This window comes from Pedobacter sp. (genome assembly GCF_045628745.1).
Classification (GTDB): Bacteria; Bacteroidota; Bacteroidia; order Sphingobacteriales; family Sphingobacteriaceae; genus Pedobacter.
The window spans coordinates 1-24,662 of the sequence record NZ_JAZQPU010000318.1; the positions used below are offsets into that span (position 1 = coordinate 1).

A 24,662-nucleotide genomic window follows, 5' to 3' on the forward strand; every position below is an offset into this window, starting at 1 on the left:
AATTCATCAAACTCTTGTTTCCTGCAGCCCGTAGCAGCTACAATAACTGTCAAAAAGACAATTAAAAATTTACACACAATTTTACTCATAGCATTTTTTAAATAAAAAATACCTTATTAACTATCTTGTAATTAATTGACAAAAAATCTAAAATCTAAATCAGTTGCACGAACGCACAATGATTCCATGAAAAGAAAGTAGAATTTGTTACATACAGTATATTTGGTTATTAAGGTTGTTAATTCCTATTATTTGGTTGGACTCTTATTTGGTTTACCTAAAATTAATTATTCACATATAATGCGGCAACCTGTACCGTCCTGTATTTCCCTAATGTAAAAAAACAAATGCATTTGTAATCGACTAAAAGCCTACACAATATCTCTTAAACGCGATTTTTGGCATTTTACTGTTGTAAATTTATTTTCACTAAATTAACAATATTATTATAGGGTCGTGAAATAGTTGATACCAATACTAAAAGAAATTAAAAAGTCCATGAATAGCAAGATTAAATAGATGAGATAATTCAAAATATACCGGTCTTGATCATTTCATAACTATATTAATCTATTTGAGTTTAGGCTAAGGAGATAGCCCATCAAGAGGTGTATCGTGTGAAATTATTCCACGTGGGGGATATTCAGAGAAGTAACCTTAACTGGGAGTAGCTGAGACAAGATTATTAGAGAATATGAGAAAGGAGGGGTAACAGTTGTTTTGTCATACCTATAATTAGAAAATGATAAATGTCCTTAATCTCAAAAAACTGTTTATAAACAAGAAAAGAGCCTGTCTCATTAATCATGATGACAGGCTTTTTAATGTCTTAATTTTTTTGCCTTATCGATTGGGGCTTAGATATTTAGTATAAAATATAAGCACTAATATTTTGTTTAAACAGCTGATTTTCATATTTTTAAGTATAAAAGTTAATGAAATATGGCTGTCAATTACCCTACTTTCAAGCCTTATAGTCAAGATCAGGTTCTCATGCTTCCACCTTCGCTGGAAGAACTTGTTCCCCAAGGCCATCCTGTTCGGATTGTGAACGAAGTAATCAATAATATCAATCTTGAGCCGCTATTAAAGGCCTATCATATTAAAGGAGGATCCAACTATCATCCTCAAATGTTGCTTAAGATATTGGTTTATGGTTATGTCACCAACATCTATTCCAGCCGCAAGCTTGAAGCTGCATGTAAGGAAAGCGTTTACTTTATGTGGTTAAGCGCGATGAACCATCCTGATCACAATACCATCAATCGTTTTCGTGGTGTGCGCTTAAAAGATGCACTTCGCAGTGTCTTTGAAAATGTAGTTCAGTTACTTGCACAGGAAGGCCTGCTGAGCATCGATGAAGTTTATACTGATGGGACCAAAATAGAAGCCAACGCCAATAAATATACTTTTGTATGGAAGAAATCAATTCAGACCAATAAGGAGAAGATGAAAAAGCAGCTTCAGGATATCTGGCAATATGCGCAGAATATCGCCTCTGAAGAAGATAAAATGCCTGAACCTCCTGATTTTACAAGCATTGATGCCGAAAAAGTGAAGGCTACAGTAGAAAAGCTTAATGAAACACTTTCGGGCAAAACCATAGATAAAAAGGTAAAGGCCAAGCTCAGGTATGTCACCAGGAACTTCCCGGATAACATTGCTAAGTATGAAAAGCAGGAAGCTGTTTTAGGGGAAAGAAATAGTTATAGCAAAACAGATACTGATGCCACTTTTATGCGCATGAAGGAAGACCACATGCTTAATGGGCAGCTAAAGCCTGGATACAATGTGCAGATATCCACCTCAAACCAGTTCATCGTTAACTATACCATTCACTCAAATCCAACAGATACGCTAACTCTAAAATCCCATCTGGAGCAACATGAAAGCAGTTTCGGCAAAGCGCCTAAAACCCTTACCGCAGATGCAGGATACGGCTCCGAAGAAAATTATACCTTGCTCGAGCAAAAGGAGATTGAGGGTTACGTGAAATACAATATGTTTGATAAGAGCCAAAATGAAAACTATAAAAACAAGTTCCCGTTTCATGCTGACAAGCTGTTCTACAATGCGCAAGAAGACGTTTACATCTGTCCGATGGGTCAGAAAATGAACTATATAGGCGATGTCACTAAGAAATCAGGCAACGGGTTTATACAAGCCTCCAGGAGATATCAAGCTAAGAACTGCAGCAATTGCCCTTTGAACGGCGCTTGTCATAAGTCGAAAACGAACCGAATCATAGAGATCAATGTAAATCTGAAAAGGCAAAAAAAGAAAGCACACGAGCTGCTTACCAGCGAACAAGGAATAAGGCACAGGAAGAAGCGCTGCTTTGATGTTGAACCGGTCTTCGCAAATATCAAACAGACCATGCGTTCCGCCGCTTTATGCTCCGTGGTAAAGAAAAAGTAGCAATAGAATGGGGCTTATTGGCAATTGCACAAAATCTAAGAAAGAAAGCCGCCTAAAACGGCTCTTTTTAGGTCTTTTTATGAATAATCTTCAATACAGAAGTTTTAGATCTTAAAAATCTCGATAAATCCAAAAAGTTAAAGTAAAAAAAAGACCGCATCACTTTTGATAGTGAGACGGCCTCTCTTTTTGTGTCTTGAATTTTCTGTTACCAGGTAAATGATCATTTCCCTCTTCAGTTAATTCCTGATGTTATAAGGTTCATTAACATTAATGAAAAAGCCTTTTAACACTAAGCTTCGTCTTTTGTGTTTCTTACTAGTCCAATTCCCGATACGAAGAACAAGATGCCAATGATGGCCACTACAACCAGTTCGCGAGTTTGAATACTATGGTTTACAAAACCAATTCCGCCCCAGATTAGTCCGATAATTCCTAACACAGTTAAAATAGTCCCGAAAGTACGTTTTACATTCATAAGTAGATTTGTTTATATATGCCAGCAAATGCAATATCTGTGCCGCTAATTGTATTTTCGATGGAGTGATTATGGCAACCCATACCTATGTCATAAAAAAAGGGATTAACTCATCTCCATGAGCTAATCCCTTTAAGGATTTTAAAAGAATATGGTGATCTAGTTTTTCACCTGCATCAAATCAGCCATTACTTGTAGGCTTTCATCTTCAACAAAGTCAAAGCTTTCTTCTTTCTTAATTTTATCGCCTTTTTTAACCGGCGCTAAGCCTCTTAAGGCACGCAATTTATTTGCTCTGGCAAGCGCTGCGTTCTCCAGACTATCTCTCTCTGCCTTAAGTTTATTGATGTTAAGACTTACAGAAACCTCACCATCGCGTTTTTTCATGTCCGCAATCTCCTGTTCCATCATTTTGTATTCAACAGAACTCTTCATTCTTTCTTCATGCAACTTCTTCAAGTTAGCTTTAATAGAAGAAAGGTCACTTACAGGGACAAAAGCAGAAGGCTGAATCACATCCCACGCTAAAGCTGAACGTTCAGTATCCTCACCAATTTTATCAAGAGGATAAAGCGATGGAAATACGATATCGGGCATCACGCCTTTATGTTGGGTGCTGCTTCCATTCACCCTGTAGAATTTAGCCATCGTCAAATTTACCTGACCTAACTGAGGTACGGCTGGCTCTGCACCATTGGGCGCTCTCATTGTTCCTTTATCCACTAAAGCAGCTAAACGTTGTAATAAAGAGCGATTAACAAGACTATTTAAATCAATAGAGGATTGTACCGTACCTTTACCATAAGTTTGAGTACCAAGAATGATACCACGACCATAATCCTGGATAGCGCCAGCAAAGATCTCAGAAGCCGAAGCACTTAGACGATCTACCATCACGCCAAAAGGACCAGCCCAGGCAACACCCGGATTTTCATCATCACTCACTTCAATATCTCCCCTGAGGTCTTTAACTTGTACAACAGGTCCTTTATCAATAAATAAACCTGTTAAGCTGATCGCTTCTAATAAAGAACCACCACCATTTGCCCTAAGGTCCATCACAATAGCATCAACTTTATCTTTATTTTTCAAAGTGTCGATCAACAACTTCACATCACGAGTGGTACTTTTATAATTAGGGTCTCCTGCTTTAGCTGCTTTAAAATCAGCATAAAATCCAGGCACTTTGATAATTCCTATTTTAAAGGTTTTACCATTTGACTGGATTGTTTTCACTTCTTTTTTTGCTGAAGATTCTTCCATCACAATTTTCTCTCTCACCAGCTCAATGATTACCGGTTTACTCGACATCTCCTGTCCTGCAGGGATAATTTTCAACCTTACCTTAGTGCCTTTAGGCCCTTTAATTTTAGATACAGAGTTCTCAATTCTCCAGCCAATGATATCTTCAAACTCACCAGCACCTTGAGCGACTGCAATAATACGGTCGCCGGCACTCAATAGTTTAGACCTGAATGCAGGTCCTCCAGGAATGATTTCACCAATCTTTAACACTTCGTTTTCCATTTGCAAACGGGCGCCAATTCCTTCAAAAGAACGGGCCATATCTTCGTTGAAAGCAACTGCATTTGAAGGGTTAAAATAACTGGTATGCGGGTCTATGGTTTGGGTAAAAGCATCCATGATAGTTTGAAACACATCCTGGTTGTTAATCTTAGCAACCTGAGACCTTAAATTTGTGTACCTTTTGGTTAAGGTTTCTATGTTCTTCTCTTGAGGAGTACCAGCAATTTGCAAATTAATAAGCTCATACTTGATTCTTTTTTTCCAGATGTCATTTAACACTGTCGAAGAAGCAGCCCAGGGCATTTTTTCACGATCAAACACGTAGGTCTCTTCCTGGTTAAAATCATATTTTCCTTTTACCTGCACCAATGAATAGTTGATCCATTCATTATAGCGTTTCAGGTAAACATTAAAAATATAGAATGGTGCACTAAGGTCCCCATTACGGAAATCGTCATCCAGTGTATTTCTATATTTCTCAAACTCTTTGATGTCTGCCTGTTGAAAGTAATTCTTACCGCCATCTAACGATTTTATATACTCATCTAAAATAAGAGAGGAAATAGAATCATTGAGTTTCAACTTTTTGTAATTGTAATTTTCTATCAGGGCAACAAGCTCTTTGCAAACCAGGATTTGCTGCTCCGCAGGTTTTATATTAGGTAAACCTTCTACAATAGGCTGCTGTTTGGGCGAAGCCTGACAGGCTAATACAGCGGCAGTAAAAGTTACCATTAGAATTCTTTTCAACATCTCCTTAAATAATTTAAAATCCATTTTTATAATCAACAACCAATATGATACCAATTTCTGAAATAACCAAAAAAGAGACGGTAATAATACTGTCTCTATATTGTAAACTTAAAAAAGCCAGGCAAATCCTATTTACTTCTTCGCACTAACCTTACTTTTAATCACACTTCGCGTATTTTTAAATTGCAAGTTATATTTACTGACTTTTGTGCTTTTGGCAAAGAGCTCTGCCTTATTTATATCCTTAAGTGCCAGGCTATATTCTTTTTTCTTAATTTTTATAAAGATAATCCCCAGCATTGAATCAATATAGGCGGGGTTATTTTTAAGCTGTTTAGCTAAGATTCCCTGTTGTGTGTAAAACCATAAAGACTGTGTTAACTTGTTGGAGGCAAAATACACTTTACCCAGTTGGAAGTAGGAATCCATTTGCCCGTTTCTATTTCCTATGCGGGAATAGTTTTTCAGCGCAACATTCAAAATAACCTGCTCTGCTTCGGTATAATTGTTTAACAGTAAATGAATAGTACTTAATCTTAACAAAGCGGCACCATAAGCATTAAAGTTTTTGACACTATTGTATTCAAAAGCAGCTTTGCCAAATAAAGTTAAAGCCTCATTCAGGTCGCCCTTCTTTTGATTTTTTTCTGCTTCCGCAAAAAGGCTGTCGCCGGTAACTTCATCCTCTTCAGATACAGCAATGTTAATCACACCTGTGCTAAAACCTGTTTCTGGTACGGACATACCACTGGATTGCGCAGTTGCATTTAAACAAAAAAGCCAACAAAAGCCGACCAGGCAAAGTTTATACATTTTACAAAGATAAAGTATTTTAGGTAAATACCTGTAAACTAACGTCAAAAGACGCCCAAACCATATAAGGATGAGAATCTGAATGATAGATTTCACCTTCAGCAGTGATGCCAATGACACCGGCAAAACCATTTATCTGCGCCAATTCTTTAAAAGACTTATCGGTTGCCTGTTTTAAAGTCATTCCATCAGTTACACGGGTAACAATTTTTGTGGCCAGGCCTCCGCTTACAATATCTTCACCAACACCGGTACAAGAGATTGCTGCGAAAGAATTGGCAAAGTTTCCTGCTACAGTAGCAGAGTCGCTCACCCGACAAGGAATTTCAAAACCTTTGCCACCAGTAGATGTTGCTGCAGCAAGATGACCGTCTTTATCAAGAGCCACACAACCTACCGTGCCCTTTCTTTCTTTCTGGTTTAATTTCGCTTCATATTCAATGAGCCTGTGCTGGGTAAAGGGATTAAAATATTCGAAGCCATTTTCTCGGGCAAAATTAAGTGCCCCGATATTACTTAAAACACGGTCGTCATGAGCTATTAGTTTTTCCGCAATTAAAATTGGGTTTTTCACTTCCTCAATATTAATTACCCCACTAAAGCGCTGGGTTTTGCCATCCATTAAAGAAGCACTCAGCCTTACTTTACCGTCGCTTTGAATTTGAGATCCATAGCCGGCATTGAAAAGTTCATTATCTTCTAGTAAGCTTACCGCGTACACTGCAGTTTCTACTGCTGTATGCGTTTGCAAATAGGCATGAGCCTCCATGGCTATTGCCGAAAGGGCCTCCTGTTTAGCGCGTTTGGTTTGCTCGTCACTATCAGATTCGCTGAAAAAGCCACCGTGTATAATTAACTTCATGAAATAATGCCTATTGATTTAGAATGATGAATAACCAGCTGATGTGTATGTAAGTCATAAGTATCACCTTCACACATCACATGTACCACCATGTTATTGATAGAAACCGGTTGCGCCATGGCCACATCAGTTAGATTTGTATCTTTCATATGTTTGCCGTCTACCAAAATGACCATTCCAGAGCCTATAGCCTGCATCACATGTCCATCGGAAATATAAAGACCGGTATCTTCACCTAACCCTATGCCTAAAATTCCTGGATTGCTGGCCGCCGCATAGAGCAATCGTCCAATTCTTCCCCTTTGTACAAAATGAGTATCTACAATGACCCCGTCAATAAAGCCCAAGCCACCGGTAATTTTAACCTCGCCTTTTAACAGCGCATCTTTACTACTACCCTGGTATATCATATTTTTAGAACTTGCCGCCGCACCGGCAGAAGTACCAGCAATAACAAAATCTTCCTGGTTGTATTTCTCCAATAAGATATCATGAATAGCTGTTCCACCGAAAATAGATGATAACCGCAGCTGATCGCCACCGGTAAAAACAATAGCATCTGCCGCTCTTATTCTTTCGCAATTTTCTGCTGAGTTAGCCTGCTCTCTAGAACTGATATTCAATATCCCAACATTCTGCACATCAAGCTGTGCAAAGGCCTTGATATATTCCTCTCCTACCTTTTCAGGAATTAAAGATGCCGTAGTGATAATCTCAAACCTTGATTCTATTTTCTTAGATGACTCCTCTGCAATTCTTTTTAGGATACCCCGCTCAAAGAAATTCATGTTCTCGGGCAAACCGAATTGAGTTTCGGTAAAACTACCCGTATTTATGGCGCCACCTATAATTATTAACTTACCTTTTGGAGTCATCTGTATCTTTTTTATTCCAATTAGCTCAAAGATAAGTTCCTTAAACATATATTTATGATTTTTTAATAATAAAGGACTTTAATTATACATACTGCATGGTCCTGTTTTTCATCGGCATAGCGTTTTTTTAAGCCCTCAACGAGGGCTTAATTGCAGTTATTCCGTCCTTTATACTATTTTAAGGCGGTTATAACCACTTGCAATCATTTAGTACGTCATAAGCTGATGATGGTTAAATTTATTTCATTAGTTTTATAAAAAAAACGACTGTGTTATATAAGCTCGATTTTTGGCTACATAATTGCAGTTTTCCAAAAAATTTGCTCCAATACAATAGAAAATTATAAAAAACAAACGAATACATGAAGATTTTAGGCATTCAAGTGCTAAGGGGACCGAATATTTGGTCTATTAAAAGAAAAAAACTGATTCAAATGCGCCTTGATTTGGAAGAACTGGAGCAAAGACCAACAAATTTAATTGATGGCTTTAAAGAAAGGCTTGAAGAAGCTATCCCTAGTCTTTATTCTCATCGTTGCTCCAAAGAAAAGCCGGGTGGTTTTTTTGAAAGAGTAAAAGAAGGAACCTGGATGGGCCATGTAATTGAACATATTGCCTTAGAAATTCAAACACTTGCAGGAATGGACACTGGATTTGGCAGAACCAGGCAAACGAAAACAGAAGGCATCTACAATGTTGTATTTAGTTACCTGGAAGAAAAAGCCGGAGTCTATGCTGCCGAAGCATCTGTTAAAATCGTGGAAGCGCTGATCAATAATGAAGACTGCAAACTTGAAGAGCATATACAGACATTAAAGGAACTGAGAGAACTGGAACGCTTAGGTCCAAGTACTGGCTCCATCGTCAATGAAGCTATTGCAAGAGATATTCCTTGGATCAGACTGAATAAAAGCTCCTTAATTCAATTAGGCTACGGCAAAAATCAGGTTCGCTTTAGGGCAACAATGACCGAAAGAACCAATAGCATTGCTGTTGACATTGCCTGCAATAAAGATGAAACAAAAAGGCTCTTACAAGATTCTGCTATTCCAGTAGCTAAAGGAGTTACCCTTTCTGAAATTTCAGATTTACCAGAAGCCCTAAGAAGACTAGGCTTTCCGTTGGTATTTAAACCATTGGATGGTAATCATGGAAAAGGTGCTACAATAAATGTAAAAACCGAAGCCGCAGCACATGAGGCTTTTGAATATGCTAAATTATATTCCCGCAAAATCATCATCGAAAGATTTATTACAGGTTATGACTTTAGAATCCTGGTGATTGACCATCAAATGGTGGCTGCTGCTCTACGTGTGCCTGCACATGTGAAAGGAAACGGACAACAAACTATTCAGGAGCTGATCGACAAGGAAAACGAAGATCCACGCAGAGGTTATGGGCATGAAAATGTGCTGACGGAAATTATCGTGGACCGTGATACACTGGATCTTTTAGAAAAACAGAACTATACCCTGGATACTGTCATTCCAAACGGAGAGGTCTTTTATTTAAAATCTACCGCCAACTTAAGTACAGGGGGCACTTCTATTGATGTAACTGATCTAGTGCATCCGCAGAATATTTTCATGAGTGAACGCATTTCCAGAATCATTGGTCTGGATATCTGCGGTATCGACATCATGGCAGAAAACCTTACCCAACCGTTGATTGAAAACGGTGGTGTGGTATTGGAAGTAAACGCTGCACCGGGTTTCAGGATGCACCTTGCACCAAGTGAAGGCCTGCCAAGAAACGTGGCTGCACCGGTTATCGACATGTTATACCCTCCAGGAAAATCTGCCAGAATCCCAATTATTTCTGTAACAGGCACAAATGGAAAAACGACCACCACAAGGCTTATTGCCCATATTGTAAAAAGTAATGGTACACGCGTTGGTTATACTACCTCAGATGGTATTTATGTGCAGAACACCATGCTGATGAAAGGTGATACTACCGGACCTGTGAGTGCAGAATTTATTTTGCGTGACCCCACGGTAGAGTTTGCTGTCCTTGAAACTGCCCGTGGCGGTATTCTTCGTGCAGGTTTAGGCTTCAACAAATGCGACATTGGCGTAGTGACCAATATCCAGGAAGATCATTTAGGCATTGCTGATATCCATACCCTGGAAGACCTGGCAAGGGTTAAAAGTGTCATTATCGGATCTGTGGTGAGGTCTGGTTGGGCAGTATTAAATGCCGACAATAAATATTGCCGCAAGATTGGCGACACTGCCGATTGTCAGGTTGCCTATTTCAGCATGGATGAAAATAATCCTGCTATCGTTGCCCATTGTAAAAAAGGTGGCACTGCAGCAATTTATGAGAACGGCTACATTACCATTAAAAAAGGCGACTGGAAAATCAGGGTTGATAAAGTTACTCATGTGCCTTTAACCTTTGGTGGCAGCGTAGACTTCATGATCCAGAATGTGTTGGCAGCAACGCTTGCCACATTCCTTTACGGCTATAAAACTGAAGACATCAGGATGTCGCTGGAAACCTTTATTCCATCGGCAGCTCAAACACCAGGAAGAATGAACATCTTTAAGTTCAAAGAGTTTCAGATCCTGGTAGATTTTGCACATAATCCGGATGGCTTTACAGGTATTAAAAACTACTTAAAAACCATTGAGGCTACGGAGCATGTTGGGGTAATTTCTGCAACCGGCGACCGAAGAGATGAGGACATAAGAGAAACGGCAAGAATAGCAGCCCAAATGTTTGACAAGATCATCCTTTGCCAGGAAAAATACCTTAGGGGACGTAACCAGCAAGATCTTATAGACCTTTTGCTGGAAGGAATCTATGAAATTAAGCCTAATATGCAGGTAATCATTAATAATAGTGGGGATAAGACCCTTCAGTATATTATAGCTACGGCTAAATCTGGATCTTTCTATACCATTTTAAGTGACACCATTGACAATGCCATTGTTAAGGTAACCGAATACCTGGATAAAGAATACGGTATTTAGCACAAAGGCCCGGTAGTTTTGAATTACCGGGCCTTTTTATAAAATAAGTATAGCGCTTAACTAGCTTGTAAATCTCTTAAACCTTTAATCTGGTCATGAGATGCTCTTAATTCTGCTTTTTGCTCCGAGATAAGTTCTCTTAGGTTAGCCGAAAGATCTTCTTGCTCTAAAGCAGTTTTATAGGCTTTCTGAGCTGCATCTTCACCGAACTCACAGTTATTAAGGATAGTTTTACGATCGTGACCTGTAAAAACAGCCTTAACATCCATCCATGCTCTATATATCTTTCCTGAACCAGTTGTTCCTTTTTCAATATCAGATCCCAAAGCCTGTACTTCTGTAGCAAGGGCAAGTTTATGCTTGTGGCTTTCCCCAATCATTTTCACAAACAAAGCTTTAAGATCGCTATCGGCTGGCTCTAATTCTTTGATTGCTTTTTCATAACCTTCAATTCTATCATTGTTGATTTGAATAAGGTCGTTTAATATCTCTGCGTTTGCTGTGCTGTTTCCCATAATAATATATATTTGATGAACTAAAACAACAGTCAAAGCGGCAAAATGTTTTAGCCTTTACCACCGTAAATATCATTGATGATTTTCGCTAAGCGCACACCACCTTTTAACAGCTGTCCATTAATAGTATCGATATAGTCGAAATTATAACGGTAACCTAATTTGTCATCAGGTTTGATCGTTGCATAAACCTGGTTACAGATCATATAAGATTCTAAAACGTAGTCTTGTAACGGAGCGGCCTGCCATGCTGTTATTTGTTCTTTAGTAGGGTGGTTAATCGCAGTTGCATATTCAGTATAACTTAGCTGTTGGTAATCAACAATGCTTTCGTCCCATACTTTATGCAGGTTAGAACGACCGCCAAACCAGGTAACGTATACTTTGTTACCCCCAAGGTCTTCTTTTCTTGCGGTGTGCATTGGTTGATGAAGATCACCGACCAGGTGGATCAATACCCTTAAAGCCATTTTCTGCTCTGCCGCAGGTGTTTGTTTGTTTTTCAACAAGGCCACCATTTTATTGATTTGGTTAAAAACATTCGGCTCTTCTGCTGACTTTAAAAATTGGTAAACACCTGCCTTATCCAATCCGCCTGGCAGGTTTACATAATGCCATGCGCCCATGTAATTGAAGGAAGTATCAGACTTGATAAAATCAGGCCAATTACTGGCCATAGCCATACTTTCATTACCTAAAATTTGCTTCACGCCTTTGCGTGCTTTAGAGGTTAAATAAGTGGAAGCCACTTCGCCAACTACACGGTGACCAATTATACCCCATGCTGCCGCTTTCATTGGCATATAAGCCATTATTGCAAGGGTTAACCCTATTTTAATTTTGTTCTTAACTGTAAAGATGTTCATTTGTATATTACTGCTTTTAAACGGTGATCAAGCAAATCATCAGCAACATTTACTGCTACTGATGTATGCTGTTATAAACTTTTGGGTTCACAAACTATTCTTTCCTTCAATACAAGATTACAGTCGCGCTGGTCATTAAGACTTTGCAACTGTATAGTTTCAGGTGTAATAGCACTAATGTAGAATCCTTTTATGTAACGCCCGGTACGGTAACAACCAGACACCTTTTGTTTGTAATTAGGCTTGGTATAATCGCCCTCCATAAAAAGACTGTCGCCACGAACTACATATACCCCTTTTGCATACTCTTTCCATACGCCGTTATTGAAACAAGAATCGGGATAGTAATTAACTTTTGAGTATGTGGTGAGGTCTACATAGAAAGAATCACAAGTAAATTTAAACTTATGCTGGGTGTAGTTTAACAGTTGATCAGAATGAGCTATACTATCCTGGTTCCATACGCCCTGAAGGAAAGCCTCTCCTTTTCCTTGTACATTGGGTAACCTGGTACAGGCTGTAAACACACAAATTGATAAAAGGAGAAAGAAGAGGTTTTTAAACATGTTTCTGGTCAATTTATTTTAAACTTCCTACCATTTCTTCTGGTTTTACCCAAGCGTCAAATTGCTCGCTGGTTAGCAAAGACAATTCTACTGCAGCTTCGCGAAGAGTTTTATTTTCTTTATGTGCTTTTTTAGCAATTTTTGCAGCATTCTCATACCCAATATGTGGGTTCAAGGCTGTAACCAACATTAAAGAATTCTCAAGGTGTTTCTTAATTTCCGGAAGGTTAGGTAAAATACCTTCCACACAGTGATCGTTGAAAGAAACACAAGCATCACCAATTAACCTGCCTGATTGCAAAACATTAGCAGCAATAACAGGCTTGAAAACATTAAGTTCAAAATGGCCATTACAGCCACCAATACTTACAGCAACATCATTACCAATTACCTGTGCACACACCATAGTGATAGCCTCAGGCTGTGTAGGATTAACTTTTCCGGGCATGATAGAAGAACCTGGTTCATTGTCAGGAATGATAATTTCGCCAATACCTGAACGAGGACCTGAACTCAACATCCTGATGTCATTTGCAATTTTCATTAAGGAAACAGCAATGCGTTTATAGGCACCAGAAAGTTCCACCATAGCATCATGTGCCGCTAGTGCTTCAAATTTATTTGGTGCAGTTACAAAAGGAAGTGCAGTAAGATCTGCAATTTTCTGTGCAACAAGTACGTCGTATCCTTTTGGTGTATTTAAACCAGTACCCACTGCGGTACCACCTAAAGCCACTTCACTGATCATCACTAATGCATTTTTTATGGCGCGGATACCATTGAATATTTGTTGTGCATAACCAGAGAACTCCTGACCTAAGGTTAAAGGCGTAGCATCCATAAAATGGGTACGGCCAGTTTTAACGATATCAGCAAATTCTTTTGCTTTAGCATCTAACGTATTATATAATTTTTCTAAACCCGGTAAGGTAATTTCTGCAGCTTGTTTATAAGCCGCAATATGCATAGCCGTTGGGTAAGTATCATTAGATGATTGTGATTTGTTCACATCATCATTTGGATGCAACACTTTGCTGGTGTCATTAAGATCACCACCATTAATTACATGTGCACGATTGGCAATCACCTCGTTAGCGTTCATGTTACTTTGTGTACCAGAACCTGTTTGCCAGATTACCAGTGGAAACTGATCATCAAGCTGACCAGCAATTACTTCATCACAAGCCTTAACAATAAGGTCTTTTTTATCAGCGGTTAAAACTCCTAATTCCTGGTTTGCCAGGGCTGCAGCCTTCTTTAAATACCCAAAAGCATGTATAATTTCTTTTGGCATAGAAGCCTCCGGACCTATTTTAAAATTGTTACGTGAACGTTCAGTTTGTGCTCCCCAATATTTATCAGCAGGCACCTGTACATCACCCATGGTATCGTGTTCTGTTCTAAAAGCCATAATTTTATAAGTTTTGCTCCAAATTTAAGCTTTATCTTGGTACAGGGAGGTAAAGTAATAGATATTGTTTTAAGAATTTTACCGTTAAAGGTTTATTATTTTCTTAAATTTCGGCTTTTTATAAAGACACCAATTAATTCATGACTTATCGCAATATTTTAGTGGTGGCAGCTATGGCCACACTCCTATTCACAAACTGCTCTTCATCAAGTAAAGATCATATCGACCCTAAGGTAAGGACAGAAAGTGATGACAAGGCAGACAGCCTATTGGTTACATTTAACCCAAAAAATGAGGATAAATTTATTGCCAGCTTTGTTCAGAACTTACATAAAAAATACGGCTTCAACGGAAACGTGCTGGTTGCCAAAGATGGAAAGATCCTGTATCAAAAAGCTATTGGCTGGGCAGATTACCTGCACCGCGATAGCTTAAAAATCAATTCCGAATTTGAGCTGGCCTCTATCACCAAAACTTTTACCGGTGTTGCCATTATGCAGCTTTTAGAAAAAGGCAAACTGTCTCTAAATGACGATGTAAAAAAGTATTATTCTAACTTCCCTTATGACGGTGTAACCATTAAATTGCTCCTTAGTCACCGCAGTGGCATGATGAACTATGTTTATTTTACTGATGGCATCTGGAAGGACAAGAAAAAACCCATGAGTAACCAGGATGTTATGGGCTTGATTGCAACACATAAACCACCACGTTACGCTCAACCTGATACCCGCTTTCATTACAACAACTCTAACTATATGGTACTGGCCTCCATCATAGAAAAAATTACTGGAAAGACCTATGCGGATTACATGATGCAGAATGTGTTTAAACCTGCAGGCATGAAAAACACACATGTTTACTCGACTACCGTTTACCCTAAAATCCCAGTAGATGTGGTGGGCCACGACCGTACCTGGAGATACTCGGTAGTGCAGAACTTTTTAGATGGACCAGTGGGCGATAAAGGTATTTACAGCACCCTGCACGATATGGTATTGTACGACAATGCTTTGCGCAAAGGTAGGTTGTTGACTAAAGCAAGTCTTGATTCTGCTTATACAGGCCGTAATAAGGCCGTAAACGGACATTTTAACTATGGCTATGGCTGGAGATTATTTGAGGGAGACAAAGGCCGTAAGGTGGCTTACCACACAGGTTGGTGGCACGGCTTCAGACATATCTATGTGCGTGACTTAAATCAGAATATTGTTGTAATGTTTTTAGGGAACCTCACTAATGGAAGTTTACTCCACCTTGATGACCTGTACAAACATTTAAAGATGCCTATTATCCGTAAAGGTGCTTATGCTGGCAATGGGTCGCTTCCTGGAAGTGATGAAGATTAATCAGGATATTTTATCGAAAGAAATGCCTTTATTTTTCTTCTCTAAATAAGACCTTAACAAATGATTTTGAGGAAGTGACAGCGATGGATCTTCCTCAAAAGCTTTAATAACAGTGTTCCTGGCTTCTTGTAATATAGCCTGATCTTTTGCCAGGTCTGCTAGTTTTAAATCCAAAACACCACTTTGCTGTGTTCCTGAAAGATCTCCCGGCCCACGCAATTGTAAGTCAATTTCAGAGATCTCAAAACCATTATTTGTTTTCACCATTGTTTCCAGCCTTAACTTGCCCTCCCTGGTCAGTTTATTGCCGGACATCAGGATACAGAAAGACTGTTCTGCACCACGGCCTACACGGCCACGCAGCTGGTGCAACTGCGACAATCCAAAACGTTCTGCATGCTCAATCACCATTACCGAAGCATTAGGAACATTCACGCCTACCTCAATTACTGTGGTGGCCACCATGATCTGCGTTTCCCCTTTTACAAAGCGCTGCATCTCAAACTGCTTATCTGCATTGGTCATCTTACCATGGACAATACTAATTTGATAATCTGGCAGTGGAAACTGGTAACGCATTTGTTCTACACCAGCCTCAAGGTATAGCAAGTCTAGCTTTTCACTTTCTTTTATCAGGGGATAGACAACATAAACTTGTCGCCCTTTTTTGATCTCCTCTCTCATGAAGCCGAACATGCGCAGGCGCTGACCTTCAAAAAGATGTTTGGTTTCAATAGGCTTTCTTCCTACTGGCAGCTCATCAATCACGGATACATCAAGATCCCCATATAAAGTCATGGCCAGTGTACGCGGAATAGGTGTGGCCGTCATCACTAAAATATGTGGGGGCACACTATTTTTACGCCAGAGTTTCGATCGTTGTTCTACACCAAAACGATGCTGCTCATCGATCACTACAATCCCAAGGTTCTTGAATTGCACTTTATCTTCAATTAAAGCATGAGTACCTACCAGAATATCAATTTCTCCATTTATTAATTGTTCATGAAGAACTGTACGTTGCTTTTTAGTGCTGCTGCCGGTGAGTACAGCTACCTTAACGAAATCATCTTTCACCAGGGAAACCAGCGATTGGTAATGCTGACGTGCAAGAATTTCTGTTGGGGCCATCATACAAGCCTGAAAGCCATTATCGTTGGCCAGCAGCATGCTCATCAAAGCAACAATGGTTTTCCCACTGCCTACATCCCCTTGCACCAGGCGGTTCATTTGCACCCCTCTTTGGGTATCTGTTCTAATTTCCTTGATTACCCTTTTCTGTGCATTAGTGAGCTCAAAAGGAAGGATATCCCGGTAAAAAATATTTACTTTATCGCCGACTTTATCAAAGAGCAGCCCTTTAAATTTCAAAGTACGCTGCTGCTTGCTGTTGAGCACCTGCAGTTGAATATAGAAAAGTTCTTCGAATTTAAGCCGCCGTTGTGCATCCTGCAATGCCTGTGGCGTCGCAGGGAAATGAATATGAAGGATGGCCTCTCTTTTAGAGATGAGTTTGTATTTATCCAGAATATAAGCAGGGAGGCTTTCTTTCACCTCCCTGATATGCTGTTCTATTACTAGGGCTTGTAGTTTCTGAATGCCCTTGCTGTCTAAGAAATTCTTCTTAAGATTTTCTGTAGAGTTATAAATGGGCTGCAGTGTTAGATTACCGGTAAGGGTTGCAGGACGGGGATAGGTTTCAAGTTCAGGGTGAGAGATACTGAAAGTTCCGTTAAACAAAGTAGGTTTGCCAAAGGCGATATAAACCTTGCCACGCATCACATTTTCATCCACCCATTTTAAACTTTGAAACCATACCAGCTCCATGGTACCCGTTTCATCCGTAAACTTAGCTACAATACGTCTTTTGTGCTTTTCCCCTATAGACTGTTTATCTGTAATTCTACCCACCAGTTGCACCAGGGGCAGATCTACATCAAGCTCGTTAATTTTATAAAAGCGCGTCCTGTCAATATACCGGAAAGGATAATAGTTTAAAAGCTGGTCATAAGAAAAAATGCCCAACTCTTTTTTCAAAAGTTCGGCACGTCTGGGACCAACACCCTTCAGGTATTCAATAGGCGATGCTAATATTTCTTGATACAAGGTATTTAAGTTTTGCTACGGCTATTGCCCTTAAGCTTTAACGGCGATAGCTGAAATTTCTACATTCACTCCCTTAGGTAATCCTTTAACCGCAACAGTTTCTCTTGCAGGAAAGTCTTTGGTAAAGTAAGAGCCATACACTTCATTTACTTCTGCAAAAAGCTCCATGTCAGATAAAAATATAGTTGTTTTCACAATATGTTCAAAAGCAAAACCTGCCTCTAATAAAACAGCATTCAGGTTACGCATTATCTGGTGAGTTTCACCTTTTAAAGAAAGGGTGGTCAATTCGCCAGTTGCAGGGTTAATAGCAATTTGTCCGGAAAGATAAAGAACTCCATTAGCTAAAACAGCCTGGCTGTAAGGACCAATTGGAGCGGGCGCATCAGTAGTGTGTGTAATTTGTTTGATCATCGTTTGTAGGGTATTGAGCATAAGTAAATATGCTATTGATTGAATTATTTAAAAAAGTATTGGATTAGTTTCCATAAAATCCCTGCCAGGAAGATCAGAATAGCCAAGGCATTGATAAAATGCATTGCTTTCAGGCTTCCGCTAGAGGGTCTGTTGTTATCTTTCTTTCTGAAGAAATACATATACAAATGTATAAATAAAAAAAGAGGCCTTCGAATATCGAAGACCTCTTTTTATGATATGTTCTTAAGAAATATTAGTTTCTTGCAGATTCAACACGACGGTTTTGGATACGACCTTCTTCAGTATCGTTAGAAGCGATTGGATTTGCTTCACCATTACCTTTAGCAATTACCTGGCTAGAATTAACACCAGAGTTCACTAAGTAAGTTTTAACAGAGTTAGCTCTGTCTTTAGATAACTTCATGTTATATGCAGCAGTACCTTCGCTTGAAGCGTAACCGTTTAAAGTTACTTTACCACCGTTTTCACGTAATTCTGAAGATAATTTATCTAAGATAGGGTATGATTCAGTTTTTAAAACTGAACTGTTGAATTCAAATTGAATTGGCTCAAATCCTGTTACATTAGCTGTATTAACAGCTGAAGAAACTGGAAGTGGACATCCTGAACCATCAACAGCAGTACCAGCTGGAGTTCCTGGGCATTTGTCAAATTGATCAGCTACACCATCACCATCAGTATCTCTTTTCAAATCTTCAACAGATTTTTCTACGTTAGATACACGGTTTTTAAGTGCTTCAACTTCTTGACGTAATGAAGGATCTTTCAATTCATCATACATTAAAGCTAAAGGGTTAACCCATTCTAAATTAGGTTTAGCACTTGAACCTAGAGAAAACTCTAAACCAGCGTAACCGTAAGAGAATTTATCTTTAGTTGTTCCTTTTGCATAAACACCATCAAAGTTATCGCTATCGATGAAGTGCATAGTGTAACCTAAGTTAAAGGCAACACGGTCAGAAACTTTAAATTTAACACCAGCACCAACTGGGATATAAGCTTCTTTCACATATTTTTTATCACCATCATCACCAGCTCTATCTTTCCAGTCGTTGGTTACACCAGCAGCAGAAACATTAGAAGGAGCATAAGCAATTAAACCGTAACCAGCAGATACGAAAAAGTTAACAGAGTTCTCACGACGTAAGAAATCTACTGTTGCTACATTAACAACACCTCTTAAATCTGCAGAGTAACCGATTTCAGTTTCAAATTCTTTAACACCGAATTGAGTTCCACCAGCTGCATCTTTGTTTGTTCCAGAAACTTTTCCACGGAAAATGTTACCTTCTAAAGCAAATGCATGACCTAATTGTTTCTTCAATGAAACACCGTAACCTAAGTTAACGTCTTGATTAGTGAAATCGTTTGATCCACCAATAACTAAGAATGGAGACATTACACCTGCATTCACGCCAATTGACCAAGTTCTGTACTGGCCTCTTCCACCAAATACCTTGGCTGAAGATGTTGTCATTGTAGAATCCTGTGCGTTAGCAAGAGTCGTAGCTCCCATAAGCGCAACAAAAGAAACTGCAAGACCTTTTTTTAAAGTAGAATAATTCATAATTTTCTTTTTTAAGGTTAAACAAATTTTAATCGTCTAATTTTTTTGTAGAGCAAAATTAAACAAATTTTTAAATTATAAAAACAGATATACAAACACCGTTCCAAACTTAAATAAGCAGCATATTTATACCTGATTGTAGGCTTAACCATACTCTTTATTTAACATATTCATTCGCTCTGCACTCAAATCTACCAATTAATATACTTCTAATCAATATATTACACAATAAAGTAATGGTTTATTTAAAGTAAATTAGAATGTTTGATTGTTTAGCCAATTCTGGACAGCACCGCCTGCTTTAGTCAAAAGAGGCACCCTAAAGCGACACTAGTCCTATTTTTCAGACATGAACTGCCATGTACGACTGTTTATGTCCACTGGTCAATAAAATTGTAAATGTTAAACCCTGGTTTGGCAGTTGCCTGAATTAATTCGGCCTTTAATCGTCCTTTGTCTACATTTCGCATTCTATGATGCTGGATAAGCTTAAATGCTTTTTCTGCTAATAAAAGTGGCTGGCGAACATTATAGTCTGCACCAGGCTTAAGCAGCCATTCGCATAAAGGACTAATACCCTCTCCTTTATCTGCAACCGTTAAAAACACCGGTATTTCGGTATGCTGCTGACGAACAAGCTTTTGTAAGTTATTAGAAAAGGTAATGGCCCCTTCGCGGTCAGCTTTATTAACCACGAATGCCTGCGCTATTTCCATCAGGCCAGATTTAATGTTTTGTATTTCATCCCCTGATTCGGGCACCAACACTACTACTGTTCGGTCAGCAAGGCCTGCAATTTCTAATTCAGACTGTCCAACACCTACTGTTTCTACTATGATGAGATCAAAGTTCGCTGAACGCAATACATCCACCATTTCAATGGTTTTTGTGGAGATACCCCCCAATTCGCCCCGCGTAGCTACAGATCTGATAAAAACATTAGGGTTGTTAAATTGTTGTGTCATGCGTATTCTGTCACCCAGGAGAGAGCCGAAGTTGAAAGGTGATGTCGGATCAACCGCCAAAATGGCCACTTTTTTATCCTGACCTATAAAATTAGCCGTGATAGCATTGACAAGGGTACTTTTGCCGGCACCCGGTGGGCCGGTAATGCCTAAAACAGGCACCTCTGTACGTGGTATTAATTGACGTAAGAGTTCTGCCGAAGGATAAATATCATTCTCCACAAGCGTTAATGCTCTGGCAATGGCAACAAAGTTGCCTTCATTTATTTCTTTTAGCAACTGGGAAGATGAACGCATTAAAACTATCTTTGCACAAAGAAAGCAATCTGTATTTAAATAAGTAAATGAATTTAAGAAATTAGTTCGTATAAATAAATACTGTTTAAACTGCTATCTTATTTTGTATTTACACAATGATCAGAACGTTCCGCTTAAATGAATATAAAGTATTAATTTATAGAATACTTTTAATCTATCTGTTTTATTTCATAAGCCGTATTTTATTTTATTCATTTAATAGGGAATTATTTGGAATAGACAGCTTTACCGATCTATTGAAATTGTGTTATTACGGCCTTTCATTTGACACAACGGCTTTATTATATATCAACAGCCTCTTTATCCTCATTAGTATTCTCCCATTAACCATTAATACTAACTTACGATTTCAAAAGTTTTTGTTGTGGCTCTATTTCACGCTGAACATCCTTACCTATTCAACCAATTTCATTGATATTATTTACTATCGTTTTAGTCAGGTCAGGTCTACCCGGGCTACTTTGGATGTGCTGGTCCATGAAAACAATAAATCTACTTTGTTAAGTCACTTCATCGGTGATTACTGGTATATCATTGCACTCTTTCTGCTTTGTAGTCTGGTTTGGATTTGGTTATATAAAAAGGTCAATGTTAAGGTTAACAAACCTCACAAAAGACAATACATTGCTTATTTTTTATCCTCTGCAATTTGTATCCTCCTCACTGCTACTTTAATTATTGGTGGTATCAGGGGTGGTTTTAAACACAGCACAAGGCCAATCAATTTAGTAGATGCATACCGCCATGTCCGGATTCCAAACCAGGGAGACATTGTATTAAACACACCTTTTTCAATTTTTAGAACACTAAAAGTTTCTGGCTTTAAGGTGCCAAACTGGACAAATGCTAATTACATTAACCAACACATTAAACCTATAAAGCAATATAAAAGCCATACTGGTACACAACCTAATGTTGTTATTTTTATACTGGAAAGCATGGGTAGAGAATATTGGGGAAGTATGAATAAGGACAGCAACATCCCTAACTTCAAATCTTACACGCCTTTTTTAGATTCTTTATCAGAAAGCAGTCTTATTTTTACAAATGGTTATGCCAATGGCAGACAATCCATTCATGCCATGAGTTCAATCTTAGCAGGTATTCCGTCTTTTCAAACTGCCTTTACTTCATCCCCGTATGCTAAACAAGATATACAATCATTAATCTCCATTAGCAATAGCGCAGGCTACCAAACTTCTTTTTTCCATGGTGCAGCAAATGGCTCTATGGGCTTTTTAGGCTTTAGTAAATTATTGGGCATAAAAGATTATTATGGAAGAACAGAGTATAATAATGATGCAGACTACGATGGGATTTGGGGCATTTGGGACGAGCCCTTTTTTCAATTTATGAGTAAGACGCTCACCAAACAAAAGAAGCCATTTTTAGCGACTATGTTTTCAATATCGTCACATGATCCCTTTAAAATACCTGAAAAGTATCAACAACAATTCCTGGGCGGACCAATGCCCATAGATAAATGTGTACAATATACAGACCATGCTTTGAGAAAGTTTTTTGAACATGCTAAAACACAAGCATGGTATCAAAACACCATTTTCGTTATTACAGCAGACCATACTAACCAAATTAATTATGAGGAATATAGTAAACCTATTAATCGTTTTGCTGTTCCTATTTTATTCTTCAGTCCAAATAAAGCACTAAATCTTAAAGGAGTGAGAACTGATTTAGCTTCGCAAACAGATATTTACCCGTCTGTTATTGACCTCATCGGCTATCATCAACCTTTTAGATCATGGGGCAGAAGTTTAATAGCCAACAATCCTGATGAAACACCACGCGTCATCAATTCACCTGGAAACATTTATCAGTTTATGGAGGGCAACTACACTTATATCTTCGATGGAGAGAAATTTTCAGGTGTGTTTGCCATAAAAGACACCGGTCTGCAAACTAACCTGATCAGCAATCCTGATCCGGAAATTAAAAGTGGAATGGAAAATTGCAAAGCATATATTCAAGATTATATGTACCGTGTAACAAATAAACTACTTAACCACTAATTTGCTGTCATTACGCTCATGCCAATACCAAAAATTATACACCAGACATTTAAGACAAAGCAGCTTCCTTTTATCACCCGCTGGCATATTTCAAGGTTCAGAAAAAAGAACCCTGATTATGCCTATGAGTTTTATGATGATGCACGTATAGAACACTTTCTATCGACAGAATTTGGTCAGGAGGTTTTTTCGCTTTATCAAAGAATTAACATTGGTGCCGCTAAAGCTGACTTTTTCAGGTATGCTATTCTTTTAAAAAAAGGTGGCGTTTACCTCGATATTGATTGCCACCTTAAAGGAAAATTAAATGAGCTGCTAAGACCTGAGGATGTTGCTGTACTTTCTGTAGAAAAAAATCCAATCTTTTTTGTGCAATGGGCTATGTTTTACGAACCAGGCCACCCCTTTCTTGAAAAAACTATAGAAATGATTCTAGAAAATATCCGTCAAAACAAGTTTCCCCATGATGTTCACAAAATGACCGGACCGGCAGTTTATACCATTGCCATTAATGAATGCTTAAAAAAGAATCCAGGAATTTCTTACCGCGTTTTTGGCATAGAATATGCACCTTTTCTAAAAGACAAATATAAATTAGCAAAATTCTTTCTTTACGAGAATAAATCGAACCATTGGAAGAAACTACAGCAGACTTCTACAGTACTTAAGCCTGAATAAGTACCTTTGATCAGAAACACAGATCATTTAGTCGGAATTAAAGAATTATTACAGCACTTACATAGAGGATGAACGTTATTTTAGACTGTGAACGGATGAAATACCCTTATACAGGGTTATTTGAATATTGCCATCAGCTTGGTTTAGCTTTATTGCAAACAAAAGAAGAAAAAGATCATGTTGATATCTATGTTCAAAAGAAAAACCAACAGTTTTTCCCTCCAGATATCGATTTCTTTACCCAAAGAAGTATTCATAAGTTCTTTTTCCCATTTTTAGATAAAAAATATGAGATTTGGCACGCTACCCATCAAACATCTTCATACATTCCCTCTACACATAGAAAAATTAAACGTGTCTTAACTATCCATGATTTAAATTTTCTTTACGAAGAAAAGTCTGCTGCTAAAAGAGCCTCTTATTTAACAATTCACCAGCGCAATATTGATTCAGTTGACCATATAATAGCAATATCTGAATTTACTAAAAATGACATTTTACAACATTTAAAAGTTAGTAAACCAATTACTGTAATTTATAATGGCTGTAATGTAGATGATTATCCGGAGGGGCTCAATCCAACATATATCCCTAAAAAGCCTTTTTTGTTTGCTCTTGGAACAGTTAATGCCAAAAAGAATTTTCATGTACTACCATGTTTGCTTCAAAATCAAGACATGGAGCTGATCATTGGTGGTAATCCAGATCCAACATATATATCAAAGATTCTGGACGAAGCTAAAAAGTATAAAGTAGAGCATCAGGTAAAAATTTTAGGTGGCATAACCAAAGAAGATAAATATTGGTATTATAAGCACTGTAAAGCATTCCTGTTTCCTTCTAAAGCAGAGGGTTTTGGAATTCCCGTTATTGAGGCTATGAGGTTTGGAAAACCAGTATTCCTTTCTACAGCAACTTGCTTACCTGAAATTGGTGGAAAATTTGCTTATTATTTTGAAGATTTTAATCCTGAAAATATGCAAAAAGTCTTTCAGGAAGGAATAAATGATTATAAAATAAGAAAGCCTGAACAATCCATCATAGACCATGCAAAACAGTTTAGCTGGGAAACAAGTGCTAAAGCTTACTGGAAAATCTATAAATCTCTGGCAAAGGGTTAACATAGATTTTGTAACTTTACCGTTTAAA

Annotated in this window: 18 protein-coding genes and 1 pseudogene; 6 read left to right on the top strand and 13 right to left on the bottom strand. The window is 38.3% G+C overall.

Going from position 1 to position 24,662, the window contains the following annotated elements:
* Positions 1-942 precede the first annotated feature (942 nt).
* Positions 943-2,474 (top strand): annotated as a pseudogene (locus ACR2F7_RS11585) (IS1182 family transposase).
* A 581-nt stretch (positions 2,475-3,055) separates the two neighbouring features.
* Here the strand turns inward: ACR2F7_RS11585 and ACR2F7_RS11590 are convergent.
* The 4 genes from ACR2F7_RS11590 to ACR2F7_RS11605 form a co-directional block, all read right to left on the bottom strand.
* Complete coding sequence (locus tag ACR2F7_RS11590; RefSeq protein WP_432713720.1) at positions 3,056-5,200, bottom strand: carboxy terminal-processing peptidase; 2,145 nt, start codon at positions 5,198-5,200, stop codon at positions 3,056-3,058.
* 108 nt (positions 5,201-5,308) lie between these two features.
* On the bottom strand, positions 5,309-5,920 hold the full coding sequence (locus ACR2F7_RS11595; RefSeq protein ID WP_432713721.1) for a hypothetical protein: 612 nt from the start codon (positions 5,918-5,920) through the stop codon (positions 5,309-5,311).
* 88 nt (positions 5,921-6,008) lie between these two features.
* Positions 6,009-6,851 (bottom strand): isoaspartyl peptidase/L-asparaginase, encoded by an 843-nt coding sequence (locus ACR2F7_RS11600; RefSeq protein ID WP_432713722.1) that lies wholly within the window; start codon positions 6,849-6,851, stop codon positions 6,009-6,011.
* Positions 6,848-7,726 (bottom strand): cyanophycinase, encoded by an 879-nt coding sequence (locus ACR2F7_RS11605; RefSeq protein ID WP_432713723.1) that lies wholly within the window; start codon positions 7,724-7,726, stop codon positions 6,848-6,850. The genes ACR2F7_RS11600 and ACR2F7_RS11605 overlap by 4 nt, the downstream gene beginning before the upstream one ends.
* A gap of 362 nt (positions 7,727-8,088) precedes the next feature.
* Between ACR2F7_RS11605 and cphA the strand changes: the two genes are divergently transcribed.
* Positions 8,089-10,704 carry a cyanophycin synthetase gene (gene cphA / locus ACR2F7_RS11610; protein WP_432713724.1) on the top strand — a complete coding sequence of 872 codons (2,616 nt, stop codon included), beginning with the start codon at positions 8,089-8,091 and terminating at the stop codon, positions 10,702-10,704.
* A gap of 56 nt (positions 10,705-10,760) precedes the next feature.
* Here cphA and ACR2F7_RS11615 read toward each other — a convergent pair whose 3' ends face one another.
* From ACR2F7_RS11615 to fumC, 4 genes are all read right to left on the bottom strand, one after another.
* Complete coding sequence (locus ACR2F7_RS11615) at positions 10,761-11,255, bottom strand: PA2169 family four-helix-bundle protein (RefSeq protein WP_432713725.1); 495 nt, start codon at positions 11,253-11,255, stop codon at positions 10,761-10,763.
* Positions 11,256-11,269: 14 nt separating this feature from the next.
* The gene (locus tag ACR2F7_RS11620) at positions 11,270-12,085 is read right to left on the bottom strand and encodes a S1/P1 nuclease (protein WP_432713726.1); all 816 of its coding nucleotides are present in this window, start codon (positions 12,083-12,085) and stop codon (positions 11,270-11,272) included.
* A 71-nt stretch (positions 12,086-12,156) separates the two neighbouring features.
* Positions 12,157-12,651: a fumarate hydratase gene (locus ACR2F7_RS11625; RefSeq protein ID WP_432713727.1), complete on the bottom strand. Its 495-nt coding sequence runs from the start codon at positions 12,649-12,651 to the stop codon at positions 12,157-12,159.
* Between the two features lie 13 nt (positions 12,652-12,664).
* The gene (fumC, locus tag ACR2F7_RS11630) at positions 12,665-14,062 is read right to left on the bottom strand and encodes a class II fumarate hydratase (protein ID WP_432713728.1); all 1,398 of its coding nucleotides are present in this window, start codon (positions 14,060-14,062) and stop codon (positions 12,665-12,667) included.
* 140 nt (positions 14,063-14,202) lie between these two features.
* On the opposite strand from fumC, the gene ACR2F7_RS11635 reads away from it, so the two are divergent.
* Positions 14,203-15,411 (top strand): serine hydrolase domain-containing protein, encoded by a 1,209-nt coding sequence (locus ACR2F7_RS11635; protein WP_432713729.1) that lies wholly within the window; start codon positions 14,203-14,205, stop codon positions 15,409-15,411.
* Here the strand turns inward: ACR2F7_RS11635 and recG are convergent, their stop codons facing one another.
* The 5 genes from recG to meaB all read right to left on the bottom strand — a co-directional run bounded on the left by recG (position 15,412) and on the right by meaB (position 20,784).
* Positions 15,412-17,517 carry an ATP-dependent DNA helicase RecG gene (gene recG / locus ACR2F7_RS11640; protein WP_432713730.1) on the bottom strand — a complete coding sequence of 702 codons (2,106 nt, stop codon included), beginning with the start codon at positions 17,515-17,517 and terminating at the stop codon, positions 15,412-15,414.
* A gap of 30 nt (positions 17,518-17,547) precedes the next feature.
* Positions 17,548-17,928, bottom strand: coding sequence for a RidA family protein (locus ACR2F7_RS11645; protein WP_432713770.1), 381 nt, complete (start codon positions 17,926-17,928; stop codon positions 17,548-17,550).
* Between the two features lie 47 nt (positions 17,929-17,975).
* Positions 17,976-18,113: a DUF6728 family protein gene (locus tag ACR2F7_RS11650; RefSeq protein WP_432713731.1), complete on the bottom strand. Its 138-nt coding sequence runs from the start codon at positions 18,111-18,113 to the stop codon at positions 17,976-17,978.
* Between the two features lie 74 nt (positions 18,114-18,187).
* Complete coding sequence (locus ACR2F7_RS11655; protein WP_432713732.1) at positions 18,188-19,522, bottom strand: OmpA family protein; 1,335 nt, start codon at positions 19,520-19,522, stop codon at positions 18,188-18,190.
* Between the two features lie 371 nt (positions 19,523-19,893).
* On the bottom strand, positions 19,894-20,784 hold the full coding sequence (gene meaB / locus ACR2F7_RS11660; protein ID WP_432713733.1) for a methylmalonyl Co-A mutase-associated GTPase MeaB: 891 nt from the start codon (positions 20,782-20,784) through the stop codon (positions 19,894-19,896).
* Positions 20,785-20,900: 116 nt separating this feature from the next.
* Between meaB and ACR2F7_RS11665 the strand changes: the two genes are divergently transcribed.
* From ACR2F7_RS11665 to ACR2F7_RS11675, 3 genes are all read left to right on the top strand, one after another.
* Positions 20,901-22,835, top strand: coding sequence for an LTA synthase family protein (locus tag ACR2F7_RS11665; RefSeq protein WP_432713734.1), 1,935 nt, complete (start codon positions 20,901-20,903; stop codon positions 22,833-22,835).
* 18 nt (positions 22,836-22,853) lie between these two features.
* Positions 22,854-23,513, top strand: coding sequence for a glycosyltransferase family 32 protein (locus ACR2F7_RS11670; protein ID WP_432713735.1), 660 nt, complete (start codon positions 22,854-22,856; stop codon positions 23,511-23,513).
* Between the two features lie 68 nt (positions 23,514-23,581).
* Positions 23,582-24,634 carry a glycosyltransferase family 4 protein gene (locus tag ACR2F7_RS11675; protein WP_432713736.1) on the top strand — a complete coding sequence of 351 codons (1,053 nt, stop codon included), beginning with the start codon at positions 23,582-23,584 and terminating at the stop codon, positions 24,632-24,634.
* Positions 24,635-24,662: the final 28 nt, after the last annotated feature.